At 61.2% G+C, this 14,251-nt stretch carries 16 protein-coding genes; 9 read left to right on the top strand and 7 right to left on the bottom strand.

Annotated elements, in window-relative coordinates; genetic code table 11:
- Positions 1–45 precede the first annotated feature (45 nt).
- Entirely contained in the window at positions 46–573 is a 528-nt protein-coding gene (locus AMK05_RS15020) for a DUF6886 family protein (RefSeq protein WP_064839671.1), read from the top strand.
- Positions 574–1,025: 452 nt separating this feature from the next.
- Entirely contained in the window at positions 1,026–3,182 is a 2,157-nt protein-coding gene (gene ligA / locus AMK05_RS15015) for an NAD-dependent DNA ligase LigA (RefSeq protein WP_064839669.1), read from the top strand.
- Between the two features lie 32 nt (positions 3,183–3,214).
- Here the strand turns inward: ligA and AMK05_RS15010 are convergent, their stop codons facing one another.
- Positions 3,215–3,751 (bottom strand): GNAT family N-acetyltransferase, encoded by a 537-nt coding sequence (locus AMK05_RS15010; RefSeq protein ID WP_064839667.1) that lies wholly within the window; start codon positions 3,749–3,751, stop codon positions 3,215–3,217.
- 283 nt (positions 3,752–4,034) lie between these two features.
- Here AMK05_RS15010 and AMK05_RS15005 point away from each other — a divergent pair, with 283 nt between their 5' ends.
- Together AMK05_RS15005 and AMK05_RS15000 are read left to right on the top strand one after the other, a co-directional pair.
- Positions 4,035–4,625 (top strand): 3'-5' exonuclease, encoded by a 591-nt coding sequence (locus AMK05_RS15005; RefSeq protein ID WP_064839665.1) that lies wholly within the window; start codon positions 4,035–4,037, stop codon positions 4,623–4,625.
- 175 nt (positions 4,626–4,800) lie between these two features.
- On the top strand, positions 4,801–5,292 hold the full coding sequence (locus AMK05_RS15000; protein WP_064839663.1) for a CreA family protein: 492 nt from the start codon (positions 4,801–4,803) through the stop codon (positions 5,290–5,292).
- Positions 5,293–5,553: 261 nt separating this feature from the next.
- Here AMK05_RS15000 and AMK05_RS14995 read toward each other — a convergent pair whose 3' ends face one another.
- Positions 5,554–6,024 (bottom strand): chemotaxis protein CheW, encoded by a 471-nt coding sequence (locus AMK05_RS14995; protein WP_003541378.1) that lies wholly within the window; start codon positions 6,022–6,024, stop codon positions 5,554–5,556.
- A gap of 318 nt (positions 6,025–6,342) precedes the next feature.
- Here AMK05_RS14995 and AMK05_RS14990 point away from each other — a divergent pair, with 318 nt between their 5' ends.
- Together AMK05_RS14990 and AMK05_RS14985 are read left to right on the top strand one after the other, a co-directional pair.
- A complete protein-coding gene (locus tag AMK05_RS14990; RefSeq protein WP_064839661.1) occupies positions 6,343–6,945 on the top strand; it encodes an SCO family protein in 603 nt (200 codons plus the stop codon).
- Positions 6,946–7,013: 68 nt separating this feature from the next.
- Complete coding sequence (locus AMK05_RS14985; RefSeq protein ID WP_064839659.1) at positions 7,014–7,892, top strand: 50S ribosomal protein L11 methyltransferase; 879 nt, start codon at positions 7,014–7,016, stop codon at positions 7,890–7,892.
- Between the two features lie 434 nt (positions 7,893–8,326).
- Here AMK05_RS14985 and AMK05_RS35250 read toward each other — a convergent pair whose 3' ends face one another.
- On the bottom strand, positions 8,327–8,500 hold the full coding sequence (locus AMK05_RS35250; RefSeq protein ID WP_171899789.1) for a hypothetical protein: 174 nt from the start codon (positions 8,498–8,500) through the stop codon (positions 8,327–8,329).
- Between the two features lie 278 nt (positions 8,501–8,778).
- Between AMK05_RS35250 and AMK05_RS14980 the strand changes: the two genes are divergently transcribed.
- Positions 8,779–10,614 (top strand): aminopeptidase P family protein, encoded by a 1,836-nt coding sequence (locus AMK05_RS14980; RefSeq protein ID WP_064841394.1) that lies wholly within the window; start codon positions 8,779–8,781, stop codon positions 10,612–10,614.
- 23 nt (positions 10,615–10,637) lie between these two features.
- On the opposite strand, the gene AMK05_RS14975 is transcribed toward AMK05_RS14980, so the two are convergent.
- Both AMK05_RS14975 and AMK05_RS14970 read right to left on the bottom strand, forming a co-directional pair.
- Positions 10,638–10,946 (bottom strand): AzlD family protein, encoded by a 309-nt coding sequence (locus AMK05_RS14975; RefSeq protein WP_064839656.1) that lies wholly within the window; start codon positions 10,944–10,946, stop codon positions 10,638–10,640.
- 3 nt (positions 10,947–10,949) lie between these two features.
- Positions 10,950–11,681: an AzlC family ABC transporter permease gene (locus AMK05_RS14970; RefSeq protein ID WP_064839654.1), complete on the bottom strand. Its 732-nt coding sequence runs from the start codon at positions 11,679–11,681 to the stop codon at positions 10,950–10,952.
- A 132-nt stretch (positions 11,682–11,813) separates the two neighbouring features.
- Here AMK05_RS14970 and AMK05_RS14965 point away from each other — a divergent pair, with 132 nt between their 5' ends.
- Complete coding sequence (locus tag AMK05_RS14965; RefSeq protein WP_064839652.1) at positions 11,814–12,059, top strand: DUF2164 domain-containing protein; 246 nt, start codon at positions 11,814–11,816, stop codon at positions 12,057–12,059.
- A 205-nt stretch (positions 12,060–12,264) separates the two neighbouring features.
- Here AMK05_RS14965 and pncA read toward each other — a convergent pair whose 3' ends face one another.
- Together pncA and AMK05_RS14955 are read right to left on the bottom strand one after the other, a co-directional pair.
- On the bottom strand, positions 12,265–12,894 hold the full coding sequence (pncA, locus tag AMK05_RS14960; protein WP_064839650.1) for a bifunctional nicotinamidase/pyrazinamidase: 630 nt from the start codon (positions 12,892–12,894) through the stop codon (positions 12,265–12,267).
- Between the two features lie 224 nt (positions 12,895–13,118).
- Complete coding sequence (locus AMK05_RS14955; protein WP_064839649.1) at positions 13,119–13,622, bottom strand: EF-hand domain-containing protein; 504 nt, start codon at positions 13,620–13,622, stop codon at positions 13,119–13,121.
- Positions 13,623–13,897: 275 nt separating this feature from the next.
- On the opposite strand from AMK05_RS14955, the gene AMK05_RS14950 reads away from it, so the two are divergent.
- A complete protein-coding gene (locus AMK05_RS14950) occupies positions 13,898–14,245 on the top strand; it encodes a hypothetical protein (protein ID WP_064839647.1) in 348 nt (115 codons plus the stop codon).
- The last annotated feature ends 6 nt before the right edge of the window (positions 14,246–14,251 follow it).

The raw sequence follows: 14,251 nt of genomic DNA, 5'->3' as shown, positions 1-14,251 counted from the left end.
CGATCCACATTATGCGTATCACTCGATCAGCGGTGATCTCTTACGATGCGTCTTTTCCATTTCAGCGATGATCCCGATATTGCCGTGTTCGAACCGCGCCCGGTCCGCATCCCCTCCATTCGCCCCGCCGGCCAGGAATGGCTGAACGGCCCGCTCGTCTGGGCGATCGATGGCGATCATGACTTCATGTATCTCTTCCCGCGCGACTGCCCGCGCATCCTGATCTGGGCAACGCCGGATACGTCGGAGGCCGAACGGCGGCGCTGGCTCGGTGATTGGCGCGCTGTCGCCTTCGTCGAACGCCATTGGTTGGAAAGGCTCGAGGCAGAGACGATCCATCGTTATGAGATGCCGGCTGAGGATTTCGAAGACCTCGGCGATGCGGGCATGTGGGTGTGCCGCCGGCGCGTCATTCCGACGGAGCGGATTGCCATATCACGGCTCGATCGGGAGTTTGCGCCGCGTGGGGTGGAACTTCGGGTGGTCGATAGTCTCCGGCCGCTGAAGGATCTGTGGAACACGGGCCTGCATGTCAGCGGTATTCGGCTGCGCAACGCGCGGGAGTGGGAATAGGGCGGGGAGTGCGGCGAGCTGTACCACTTCCTCCTGACGCTGAAGGCAGTGTTCGCCGTTGCCTCGGTCGACGGCGGTGATGAGCGTTCCCCTGGCTTGAAATTTTGCGCGAACGCTCACCTCAATCTCCCTCATCCCTGTGCTCGTCACAGGGATCCAGCACGCCCAAGCCTTTGGGCGCGGAAGCTCCTTGCCTGTCGTGAGTCATTCACGGCGCAGACGCGCCGTGGCTGGATCCCTGTGACAGGCACAGGGATGAGGGTAGAGAGGTCGGCGGCCCTGTCCGATGGATGGGACCATCCGGCATGCCAAGCGCTGCATCCTGCGAGCTCTGGCTGCGTCATGCCTGGGACTGAGAATAGAGAAACTTCCCGACGCGGCATCTTCCCCCTCTCTTTTCATCCGGCAATTTTGCTCTAAAAACAATGCCAGATTCTCTGGAGTGATGTTCCATGTCCACCGAAGGTTCCGCCGTCGACACGTTGACGATCGAAGAAGCTGCCGCCGAGCTTGAGCGGCTGGCAAGGGAGATCGCGCATCACGACGCGCTCTACCATGGCAAGGACCGGCCGGAGATTTCGGATGCCGATTACGACGCGCTGAAGCGCCGAAACGATGCGCTGGAAGTGCGGTTTCCCGAGCTGGTCCGCGGGGATAGCCCGTCGCGGCGGGTGGGTGCTGCGCCTTCCGTCACCTTCTCGCCCGTCGTCCATGCGCGGCCGATGCTGTCGCTCGACAACACGTTTTCGCAGGAGGACGTGCAGGATTTCGTCGCCGGCGTCTATCGCTTCCTCGGCCGTCTGCCGGACCAGTCGATCGCCTTTACCGCCGAGCCGAAGATCGACGGCCTGTCGATGTCGATCCGTTACGAAAACGGCAGGCTGGTGACGGCTGCCACACGCGGCGACGGCACGACGGGGGAGAACGTCACTGCCAACATTCGGACCATCGCCGAAATACCCAACGAATTGCCGAAAGGTGTGCCTGCCGTGGTGGAAATCCGCGGCGAGGTCTATATGGCCAAAAGCGATTTCCTGGCGCTGAACCGGCAGATGGAGGCGGAGGGCAAGCAGACTTATGTCAATCCGCGCAATACGGCGGCCGGGTCGCTGCGTCAGCTCGATGCCAAGGTGACGGCGAGCCGCAAGCTGAAATTCTTCGCCTATGCCTGGGGCGAAATGGCGGAGATGCCTGACGATACCCAGTTCGGCATGGTGCAGATCTTCAAGAAATGGGGCTTTCCGGTCAATCCGCTGATGAAGCGGCTGAATTCGGTCGCCGACATCCTGGCGCATTACGACGAGATCGGTCTCGAGCGCCCGGATCTCGATTACGACATCGACGGTGTCGTCTATAAGGTCGACAACCTCGAGCTGCAGCAGCGCCTCGGCTTCCGCTCGCGCAGCCCCCGCTGGGCGACGGCGCACAAGTTTCCGGCGGAACAGGCCTTCACCGAGGTCGAGAAAATCGAGATCCAGGTTGGCCGCACCGGCGCGCTGACGCCGGTTGCGCGGCTGAAGCCGATCACGGTCGGCGGTGTGGTCGTTACCAATGCGACGCTGCACAACGAGGATTACATCAAGGGCATCGGCAATAGCGGCGAGCGCATCCGGCCAGAGGACCACGATATCCGCGAGGGCGATACCGTCATCGTCCAGCGTGCCGGCGACGTCATTCCGCAGATCCTCGACGTGGTGATGGAAAAACGCGCCGCCGATGCCCGCTCCTACGAGTTTCCGAAGACCTGCCCGGTCTGCGGTTCGCATGCGGTACGCGAGGTCAACGAGAAGACCGGCAAGATGGATTCGGTGCGCCGCTGCACCGGCGGTTTCATCTGCCGGGCGCAGGCGACGGAGCATCTGAAGCACTTCGTCTCGCGCAACGCCTTCGACATCGAGGGGCTAGGTTCGAAGCAGATCGACTTCTTCTTCGAACACGAGGATGCGTCGCTGCAGATCCGCACGGCCCCCGAAATCTTCACGCTGGAGAAGCGCCAGCAGCAATCGCTGACCAAGCTGGAGAATATCGACGGCTTCGGCAAGGTCAGTGTCGGCAAGCTCTATGCGGCGATCAATGAGCGACGCAGCATTGCGCTGCACCGTTTCATCTATGCGCTCGGCATCCGCCATGTCGGCGAGACCACGGCGAAGCTGCTGGCGCGCTCCTACGGCACCTACGAAGCCTTTGCGACCGCGATGAAGGAAGCAGCACCGCTGTCCGGCGACGCCTGGAACGATCTCAACGCCATCGAGGGCATCGGCGAGGTCGTGGCGCGCGCCATGGTCGAATTCTACAAGGAGCCGCGCAATGTCGAGGTGATCGGCCGCCTGCTGGAGGAAGTGACGCCTGCGGAAGCCGAACAGCCGGTCACCTCAGGCAGTCCGGTGGCCGGTAAGACCGTGGTCTTTACCGGCTCGCTGGAAAAATTCACCCGCGACGAGGCGAAGGCGAGGGCGGAAAGCTTGGGCGCCAAGGTGGCGGGATCGGTGTCGAAGAAAACCGACATCGTCGTCGCCGGCCCCGGCGCCGGTTCCAAGCTCGACAAGGCGCGCGAACTCGGCGTGCAGACGATGGACGAGGACGAGTGGCTGGCATTGATCAGCGGGTGAGAGGCTGACGGCAAGCCGCCAGCCTCGTCCACTCACAGCCTGAGCCGCGCCATCGTATAGGCGTCGACATACTTTCCTGCTCGATATCCGAAGGCTTTCAGCAGGCCCTCCCGCTCGAAGCCGAACGTCTCGTAAAGGCCGATGGCGGCGTCGTTGTCGGTATAGACGGTCAGTTCCAGCCGCTTGATATCCAGCCAGTCGTCGGCGGCCTCGACCATGGCGCCGAGCAGGATGCGGCCGAAACCGCGGCCGGTGAAATCGTCATGCACGCCCATGCCGAGACTGGCGACGTGCTGCCTGCGGCCGGAGAGGCGGTTGAGGCCGCAATTGCCGACGATCTTGCCATTCAGGGTGACGACGAGGTTGAGCGCGCCCGGCGACGGGTTTTCCATGTATTTGCGTACCTCTTCGACCCTCTGGTACGGCGGCCGCAGGGTGCCGGCCCGATAGCCCGGCAGATTTATCAGATCGGTGATTTCCTCCGCATCGGCAAGGCGGACGGCGCGCACGAGGACGCCTTCCGGCAGGCGCGCCCGGCGGCCAGGCTCAGTCTCTTCGTTTTCAGACATTGGCTGCTCTCCGTTCGTTTCAGGAGGAGAGCGCAAGTTTTGGAAAACCCTGCTCGCCTCGGCAGGGTTTTCGGGATGATCGGATCGCTGCTAACGCGCCATCGCTCCCGCGTACCCTTCAAGGGTCGTGGTGTGATGAATAAGCGCTGCCATGGTCACTGAGCCGATCATGGCGGCAAGTTTGGATATGCGGGGTGAAATGTCAACCGTACGTCGTGCCGAATTTGCGCGACCGGGAGCGGGGCGGTATTTCTGTTCCCGAGGAAATGATTCGGGTGCTGATTTGAAGACCATCGCGATTGACTTCGAAACGGCGAACGAACAGCGCGGCAGCGCCTGTTCCGTCGGCCTTGCCTGGATCGAGGAGGGCAGGGTCACGCGCGTCGAGGAGCGGCTGATCCGGCCGCGGGACATGCGTTTTTCCGGGATGAACATCGCTATCCACGGCATCCGGCCGGAGCACGTCGAGGATGCGCCCGAATTTCCCGAGGTGATGGACGAGTTCCACGAGGATATCAGCGGCGCGACGATGATCGCGCATAATGCCGCCTTCGATTTCAGCGTCTGGCGGGCGTGCCTCGATCTCTACCGGCAATCCTATCCGGAACTGACCTATCTCTGCAGCCTGAAGATGGCGCAGCGGATCTGGCCGCACTTCCTCTCGCATCGGCTGAACCTGATCGCCGAGCATCTCGGCCTGCGTTTCGTGCACCACAACGCCGCCGAGGACGCTGTCGTCTGCGCGGCCGCTGCCATCGAGATGGCAAAAGCGGTCAAGGCCAATGCCGTTCACGCCATACCGGCGCTGATCGGCATGAGGCCCGGCCGGCTGACGGCGCGGGCCTATGAGCCCTGCACCTGCCGGAAAGGCTGATCGTTCTCGCCGTCGGCCTTTCTTGCAATGCATCGGGACGCACTTATCTAGAAGGCGGATCAGCGCATAATCCCTAAAATCGGAATCGATTTTCGGAAAGGATTATGCACAGATTCAAAGCGATAGAGCGTCCTTAGCGCGTCCGGTCGGATACGCGGCGCTCTCAGGAGCCGCCATGTCCAAGCTGCGCAATCTTCTCCTCACCGCCTTCTCTTTCGCTGCCCTCTCGGCCGGCGCCGCCGCAGCCGAAGTCGTCGGCAAGGTCGGGGTCGACTGGATCGGCAACGACATCATCGTCGAGGCGGTCTCCGATCCGGAGGTCAAGGGCGTTACCTGCCACGTCACCTATTTCGACCGCAGCCTCATCGACCGGTTCAAGAACGGCAACTGGTTCGAAGATCCGTCCAACAACTCCATCGCCTGCCGGCAGACCGGACCGATCGAGATCGGCAATATCGACCTGTCCAAGGATGGCAGCGAAGTGTTCCGCCAGGGCATGTCGCTGATCTGGAAGACGCTGGTCGTCAACCGCATCTACGACAAGACCAACGATACGCTGATCTATCTCGCTCACTCGCGGGAGCTGACGGACGGTTCGGCGAAGATGTCGATTTCGACGATTCCGCTCTATGGGCAGAATGTGACCTGGAAGAATGGGAAGCCGTAAAGCTGAGGGGCTTTCGTCCTCGGTGATGAAGACCCCGCCCCAAACCCCTCCCCACAAGGGGGAGGGGCTTAATTTGGCGCACCCGCTTTCCAGATTCTCGACGTTTCGGGGGAGTGAGGCGTAGCCCCAGGTTAGTCCCTCCCCCTTGTGGGGAGGGGTTGGGGAGGGGTTTTCGTAGACCGGAAACCATGCCAGCCGCTCTCCGCATCAAATAAAAAAGCCCGGACGAGCCGGGCCTTCCAACGCCAGAACGGAAAAGTATCAAGCCGCCTGCGTCAGTTCGTCGGCGATGACCGTATCGAGGTTCAGGAAGCAGACCATAGTCTTTTCGAGGGCGACGATGCCGCGGCAGAAGGCGCGCTGGGCTTCCGGAATAATTTCCGGTGGCGGCTGCAGGTCTTCGCTCTTGATGGTCATCATGTCGGAAACCTGCTCGACCAGCAGGCCGACCAGTTTGCCGGCGATGTCGGTGACGATGATCGCCGAGCGCTCGGAGGGCTCGGTCATCTTCATGCCGAGGCGGCAGGCCATGTCGATGACGGGGATGACTGCGCCGCGCAGGTTGATGAGGCCGAGCACGTAGGGCGGGGTGTGTGGCATCGGCGTTACCGGCGCCCAGCCGCGGATTTCGCGGATGGCCATGATGTCGATGCAGAATTCCTGGTCGCCCAGGTGGAACGAGACGATTTCGAGATAAGCGCCCGACTGCTTGATGGCGTTGTTGTTGTTCATGGTCAGAATTCTTCCCAGTTATCCCCGGCGGAGTAGCGATGTAGAACCGCCGTTAAATATAGATGTGACGGCTTAAGTCTTTCCTAACGATATGTATTTTGAGATTGCTCGTCGCTGTGAAGGCAAGCTGTTCACAAACATTGCTTTTTTGATCCGTGCTGATTTCTGGGGGCCGATTTCCGGTCGGGGACGGCCTGACCGATGAGACAATTAATCACGGGTCAGAAAACATATTGTTGAGTTGCGCGCCTTCGGTCGAGACTATAATCACGCCGGCAGAGGCGGGCGGCACATCCGCCTGGATCGAGGATCTCGCCAATGAAGACATTCCGCATCGCCGTTTGGGTCGGTGTCCTGATACTTGCCGGGGTTCTCGGCTTTATCAGGTGGTATCCTTTGAAATCGGGGGATGTGGCGGTGGAGGCGCCCTTCGGTGTTCCTTTCACCCTGGTCTCGCAGAGCGGGCAGCCGATCACCGAGCAGGCGCTGCGCGGCAAGCCGACGGCGTTGTTCTTCGGTTTCACCCATTGCCCGGAAGTCTGCCCGACGACGCTTTTCGAGCTGAATGGCTGGATGGAGAAGGTCGATCCGAAGGGTGACAAGCTGCAGGCCTTTTTCGTGACCGTCGATCCGGAACGCGACACGCCGGAGATCATGAATGGGTACGTCTCCAACGTTTCCAAGCGCATTACCGGCATTTCGGGCCCGCCGGACAAGATTGCCGAGGTCATCAAGGGTTTCCGCGTCTACGCCAAGAAGGTGCCGGTCGACGAGAAGGATCCGAACGGTGACTATACGATGGATCATACGGCTTCGGTCTTCCTGCTCGATTCGGCCGGGCGGTTTTCCGGAACGATCGCCTATGGCGAAAACCCGGACACGGCGGTAAAGAAGCTGGAGAATCTCGTCAACAAGGGGTGATGGTTTCAGCGTGATGGGGCGTTGGCTCGACCGGTGGCGGGCAACGGAAACGGGAAAGACCGCCTATCGTGAGTGAAATCCGCCTTTACGTGACGACGACCGAAAGCCGGGCCGAAGAGATCCTCGACCTTTTGAGCGAAGTCTTCGGCGAAGAAGACTTTGCCATCGGCACCACCGAAATCGATGAGAAGAAGGATATCTGGGAAGCCTCGATCTATATGATGGCCGAGGACGAGGCCGAGGTGCATTCCCGCGTCGAGGGCGCGTTGAAAACCTCTTTCCCCGATGCCCGGCTGGAGCGGGAAGTCATCCCCGATGTCGACTGGGTGGTGAAATCGCTGGAGGGGCTGAAGCCCGTCAGGGCAGGGCGCTTCCTGGTGCACGGCTCACATGACCGCGACAAGGTCCGCTCCGGCGATATCGCCATCGAGATCGATGCCGGACAGGCCTTCGGAACCGGCCATCATGGCACGACCGCCGGCTGCCTCGAGGCGATCGACGCCGTGGTGCGCTCGCGCCCGGTCCGCAACGCGCTCGATCTCGGCACCGGCAGCGGCGTGCTGGCGATTGCGGTGCGCAAGCTGAAGAACATACCGGTGCTGGCAACCGACATCGATCCGATCGCGACGCGGGTGGCGGCAGAAAACGTGCGCCGCAATGGCATCGCGTCGGGCATCGTCACTCGGACTGCGCCGGGCTTTCATTCGACGGCCTTTTCCGAGCATGGTCCCTTCGATCTCATCATCGCCAACATTCTCGCCCGGCCACTGATCCGCATGGCGCCGCAGCTTGCGACGCATCTGGCACCCGGCGGCTCGGTGATCCTTTCGGGCATTCTCGCCGCGCAACGCTTGAAGGTGATCGCCGCCTATAGCGGCGCGAGGCTCCGGCATGTCAGGACGATCTGGCGCAACGGCTGGGTGACGATCCATTTCGATCGGCTGTGAGTTTTTTGAGACTGGGTCTGCAGCACGCCTGCTGTAGGCGCTCCGCCTCCTCCCCACCCTCATTCCTGTCCTCGGGCTTCGACCCGAGGGATGTCACAGGAATCCAGCCACGGCGCGTCCGCGCCGTGAATGACTCCAGCAGACTTTGAAGAGTCTCCCGCGCCCAAGGACTTGGGCGCGCTGGATCCCTGTGACGAGCACAGAGATGAGGGAGGAGAGGTTGTGCATTTCACCGAGGCGAAACCATTCTTTGCACCGCCCCGAAAAATAATTAAACTCGCCTCAACACAATAAAAAAGGCGGTGCCGATGGCACCGCCTTGGACCGGTCTATCCGGCCAATGCCCGCGAGCTCAAGGGGAGGAGCGCTCGAGCGGGCTCTACTGCATTCCAATAGGCCGGTCCGGGAGGGAGGAGACGGACGGGCTTTCAGATTTAGAACGCGTAGCTGGGAGCGCCGTTGTGGCGCGTGGCGCGCTGGCTGGCGCCGAGCAGCTTGAGGCTGTGGTCGTTCTGCGGCCGGCGGGCGCCGATGACGTGACGTACGGTCTGGCGTTCGCCAGCCTGTACCGGGCTGCTATATGCGAAGCGCGAGAGAGAGGCGGTCATTTCAAAAATTCCTTTGTTGCCGGTTCATCGCGAACCGTTCGATGCCGCCTATATAGCTATTCTGAAAAGCCGAGGCAGAGGGTTTCGCTCATGGGAGCCATGCGGCTAATGCATAAAGCGTGCCAAATTAACTTTTGGCGTCACAGTTCTGTCAAAATATTGGGCGGCACCCAGGGTTTCGACTCGTTTCGTCGCTTTTTCTCCCCATCGATTGAAATTTCGCTAACATGGCCGGCATCCCCTTTACCGGATTCGTCTCAACCATTCGGGTTTCCAGCATGTTCCAGTCCTTCGAAGTCACCTCCACGCCCCAATTCGGCAGGGATCGCGTATCGGCGCTGCGCGCCGCTTTCGATTCGCTTGCAATCGACGCCTTCCTCGTGCCGCGCGCCGACGAGTTCAACGGCGAATATGTTCCCGCCTGTTCGGAGCGCCTGGCATGGCTGACCGGTTTCACGGGCTCGGCAGGCGTTGCGATGATCCTGCGTACCCAGGCGATCGTCTTCGTCGATGGGCGTTATGTGACGCAGCTTGCAGAACAGGTCGACGGTTCGGTCTTCTCGGGCGGCGATCTCGTCAATGAGCCGCCGCATCTCTGGCTGGCCGCAAACGGAGCCAAGGGCCTTCGGCTCGGCATCGATCCCTGGCTGCATGCCGGTGCTGAGGTGCGCCGTCTGGAACGAGCGCTTTCGCAGATCGGCGGCACGCTCACCTTCCTGCCGGACAATCCGCTCGACAGGCTCTGGAGCGACCGGCCGGCCGAGCCGCTCGGTGCCGTCAGCATCCAGAATGTCGCGCAGGCTGGCGTGCTGGCGAGCGACAAGATCGCTACGATTGCCGCCGATCTTTCGAAGAAAAACCTTGCGGCGGTGCTGATCGCCGATCCCTCCTCGGTTGCCTGGATCTTCAACATCCGCGGCGCCGACGTGCCGCATACGCCGCATCCGCTGGCGCGCGCCATCGTCCATGCCGACGGGCGGGCCGAGCTCTTCCTCGACAAGCGCAAGACCGGCATCGAGCCGGAGGCCTATCTCGCGCAGATCTGCACACAGCTGCCGCCCTCGGCGCTAAAGGAGAGGCTGGCTGCCGTTTCCAGGGATGGCGGCCGGGTGCTGATCGACCCTGATATCGCCTCCTATGCGCTGGCCGAGATCATCCGCAAGGCGGGCGGCGAAGGGGTGGAGGGCGCCGATCCCGCCAAGCTGCCGCGCGCGGTCAAGAACGACGTCGAGATCAATGGCTCGGCCGCAGCGCATCTACAGGATGGAGCGGCGATGGTGGAGTTCCTCTATTGGCTGTCGCAGGAAAAACCCGGCACGGTGAGCGAGATTGCCGCCGCCGAGCACCTCGAAGCGGCGCGCGCCCGGGTCGGCCAAAACATGCAGAACCCGTTGAAGGAGATTTCCTTCGACACGATTTCCGGAGCCGGCAAACATGCGGCGATCATGCACTACCGCGTGACGACCGAGACCAACCGGATGATCGAGGCCGGCGAACTTTTCCTGATCGATTCCGGCGCGCAATATATCAACGGCACGACCGACATCACTCGCACGGTTGGCATCGGGGCGGTTTCAGAGGAGCATCGCCGGTTCTTCACACTGGTGCTGAAAGGCATGATCCAGATCAGCACGGCGCGTTTCCCGAAGGGCACGCGCGGCTGCGACCTCGATCCGCTGGCGCGCATTGCGCTCTGGCGGGCAGGGGCCGATTTCGCGCATGGCACGGGCCATGGCGTCGGCTCCTATCTCTCGGTGCATGAGGGGCCGCAGCGTATCTCCAGGCTTTCGACGCAGGAACTGCTGCCCGGCATGATCCTGTCGAACGAGCCTGGCTATTACCGGCCCGGCAGCTTCGGCATCCGCATCGAGAACCTGATCTATGTGCGCGGGGCAGAGGAGATCGACGGCGGCGATGCGGCCATGCTCGGCTTCGAAACCCTGACTTTCTGCCCGATCGACCGCAGCCTCGTTATTCCGGAGCTTCTGACCCATGACGAGCTGCACTGGTTCAACGACTATCACCGCCGCACGCGCGAGGCGCTGATGCCGCTGATCCACGACCACGACGTCAGAGCGTGGCTCGAAAACGCGACGCTGCCGCTGGAATATTAGGATAATGGCGTCTGCCGCCGGACTCAGACGCCGGCGCTATGGCGCCAGATCATCACGGCGATCCAGGCAGCGACCAGCATCCATGTATGGCTGAAACGCAGGCCGACGAAGAGGGCGACGATCAGCGCCAGCTTCGAGTCCCAGCCGCCGATGAAGAAGGCAGGCGCGACCAGCGTTGTTAGCACGGCGGCCGGCACGGCATTCAACGCGGCCTCCATGCGCGGAGGGATGCTCTTCATCCGGGTGATGAGGATGTAGCCGCCGATGCGTGTGGCGAAGGTGGCGACCGCGGCGGCGAGGATGACGAGCGCCATGTGAAGATCGAATTCCATGGCTCAGACCTCCCGCACTTCGGGTTGCAGGGCGTCGACTTCAAGATCGGGCTCCTGCGGCGGCAATGGCAACAGGGCAGCGAGCACGATGCCGGCGGCCGCACCGAGGCTGACATGCCAGGGCGAGCCGACATAGCGATAGGCGAGCACGGAAGCCACCGCGCTGACGAGCGCCACCGGCAGGAAATTGTCGCGCTTGCGGAAGCCGAGGACGATGCCGAGGAAATAGGCCGGCAGCAGGATATCGAGGCCGATGGCCTTGGGATCACCGATGAAGCCGCCGAGCATGCCGCCGGCGACGCTGATCAGCACCCAGGGGATGTAGATGATGATGCCGAAGCCGAAATACCAGGCGAAGGTCAGCGGTTTGCCGGCCTCGCTGCGCTTCACCGCTTCGGCAAATTGCGGATCGACGAGCAGGAAGAAGGTGAAGAATTTCTGCACCGGCGTGAAATGGCCGATATAGCGCGCCAAGGCCGCCGAATAGAGCACGTGGCGGAAATTGACGGCGAGGATCGACAGCACGATCAGCCAGGCATGGACATTGTGGCCGAAGAGCTCGATGCCGACCATCTGGCTGGCGCCGGCATAGACGGTGGCGCTCATAAAGGCGACCTCAGAAAGCGACAGGCCGTTTTCGACCGCGAGCGCCCCGAACAGAGCGCCGAAGGGTGCCGACGCCAGCGCAACGGCGGAGCCGCCCCGCAAACCTTCAACAAAGTCGGCGCGATTCATGGGAATGATCCTGTTGGAAATTCAGCTTTCACTTATGGGCTATGGCCTGCTGCGGCAATTGAATTTCGTTGATTGACCGATCGATTTCGCTGAAGCATCAAAGTCCTGATCACATCGGCCGGAGAGAACCTCATGAAGAAGATCGAATTTTCGAAGGACGAAAAGGCTGAGATCGTTGCGCGCATCCGCGCCTATTTCGATCGAGAACTCGATCCCATTGGTGCGTTGCCGGCTGAATTCCTGCTCGACTTCTTCGCCGAGGAGATCGGGCCGTACTTCTACAATCGAGGGCTGAGAGATGCCCAGGCCGCATTGTTGAAGAGAATAGAAGACCTTGCCGAGGATATCCATCTGCTTGAGAGGGAGGAAAAATTCTGAAGAGCGTCGCGACCTTTCAGATTCCCTACTTGCGCAAGCGTAAGTCCGCCCACATCATAAGTTGGGGCATCTGCGCTTCGGTTATCCTGCTGCTCTACAGGTCGTGTCCGGGATGGAAAGGTCAATCAGGCCTCATCAAGCGCTTCGGCCCGGTTGCCGGAAGGGATGAGATTTCGACGTGTACCTGCTCAAGTAGGGCGCCGATCTATTCGCGCAGAAGCACGTCCGCGCTGTTGACCACGGCGATGCCATGCGCGCGCATCTCGTCGACGGCGGCGGCGACGCCTTCGGGGGTGATGCCGCGGCTTGCGTCCTCGATAAAGCGGACGCGAACACCGGGCATCATCTCCAGCGCGTCGAGCGCGGAGAACTTGACGCAATAGTCGGTCGCCAGCCCGCAGACGTCGAGATCGGTGACACCCTGGTCCTCGAGAAAATCGGAAAGGCCGGTCGAGGCATCGCGGTCATTGTCGCGAAAGGCCGAATAGCTGTCGATATCGGGATCCTCGCCCTTCTGCTGGATCAGGTCGATCTCTTCCGATTTCAGCTTCGGATGCAGTTCGGCATCGAGCGTGCCCTGAATGCAGTGGTCGGGCCACATCATCTGCGGCTTGCCCGACAGTTCGCCCATCTCGAAAGGCGCGGCGCCCGGATGGGCCGAGGCGAAGCTGCCGTGGCCCGGCGGGTGCCAATCCTGCGAGGCGACGATCAGGTCGTATTTGCCGCTGTCGATCAGGCTGTTTGCGACGGGAACCACCCTGTCGCCATCCGGCACCGGCAGATTGCCGCCCGGACAGAAGCCGTTCTGAATGTCGACGAGCAGCAGCGCTTTCATCAAGGCCAGTCCCTTCGCTTTATCGCAATATCAACTTGTGGATTTCCGGGCGCGGACGCGCAAGTGTTAAATCTGGCACTAGCGGTAGCAATCGGCTGAAAAAGAATATGCTAATACAATCAGTGCGATAGGTGGAGGTGACTCTTGAGTCGAAATGGGAGGACAGCGCAAGACGCTCTTGCGTCCGGCGGACCGAGGCTCCCCCGGCGGAGCCCCACGCCGAACTATGCCGCGGTCACGCCATCGGCTGGGGAATCATCCGCTGCGGCGGAAGCGCCGTAGGTATTGCGGTGGGCCTGGAGGGCCGTCTGCATGTCGCTCAGCACTTTGGTGAGGAGCGGGTCGCTATCGCCTGACGTATTAATCTTGTTCGGATCGGCGGCGAGGAATTCGGACTCGGTCAACTTGCCGTCGCCATTGCTATCCATCGCGGCAAAGACGCCCTTGGAATCGTCGTCGCTCTGATCGCTGCCGTCGCTCTGATTGTCGCTGCCGTCAGTCTTCTGCAGGGACAGCATCAGCGACAGGATGTCGGCGGTGATCTTCTTGACGATATCGGCGCTGCTGTCGTCGCCGTCGTCTGCTGTCGCCGCCGTGCCGGATGACGAGGATTGCGATGCGGCGGCGAGCTCATCCGGGGAAATGACGCCGTCGCCATTCTTGTCGAGGCTGGAAAGCGGAGACTGGTACTGGGATAAGGCGCTGCCGAGAGATGAAACACTGGTCACTTGAACCTCCTTCGAAAAGTTCGTCGTGAAGCCCGCCTTTCATGGACGGGCAGATTCCGGGCTAAGCTGATTTGCGCCAAGCGTCAAAGCGACGTTTTGACACGTTAACTTTTCGGTTACCAAAGATATCTTTTTGGAATTATTGTGTTTTTATAGACAGATGGGTTCGATCGCATGGAGTTCTGCACCGGTCGCGGAAGCGCGATGCGAGGCCGATCTTGCTCCCGGCCGCGATTTCTGCCTTTCTTGCTCAGACCCAAGCCGGAAGTAAAACCATGTCCGAGCCAGAGCCGAACGAGAAGATCGATGCGACGTTCCGCAACGGGTCGCTGACGGCGGCCGGGATCATCCTCGGCTTCTCCCTTAATTTCATCAGTGTCTGGGTTTCCAATCCCAATGACTGGAGCCGCATCGATATCCTGCCGATGTTGTTCCTGACCATCGGCATAGCCATTCAGGTGAAGGTTTTCGCCGATCTGCTGGCGCGCGACTCCCTCTTTGCCATCAAATATGACCGGTCGCGCCGGCTCTTTCTGATCGGATTGGGAATCGTCGCCGCAGGAATCGGCATCGCGCTCGTCAACGACATGCTCGGTCTTGGAAGCATGCGGATGCTCGGATGAAACTTC

It is taken from the genome of Rhizobium sp. N324 (assembly GCF_001664485.1).
In the GTDB taxonomy this organism is placed as follows: domain Bacteria; phylum Pseudomonadota; class Alphaproteobacteria; order Rhizobiales; family Rhizobiaceae; genus Rhizobium.
Note: the sequence above shows the minus strand (reverse complement) of the source record. Positions and strands in the feature narration are given on the sequence as shown.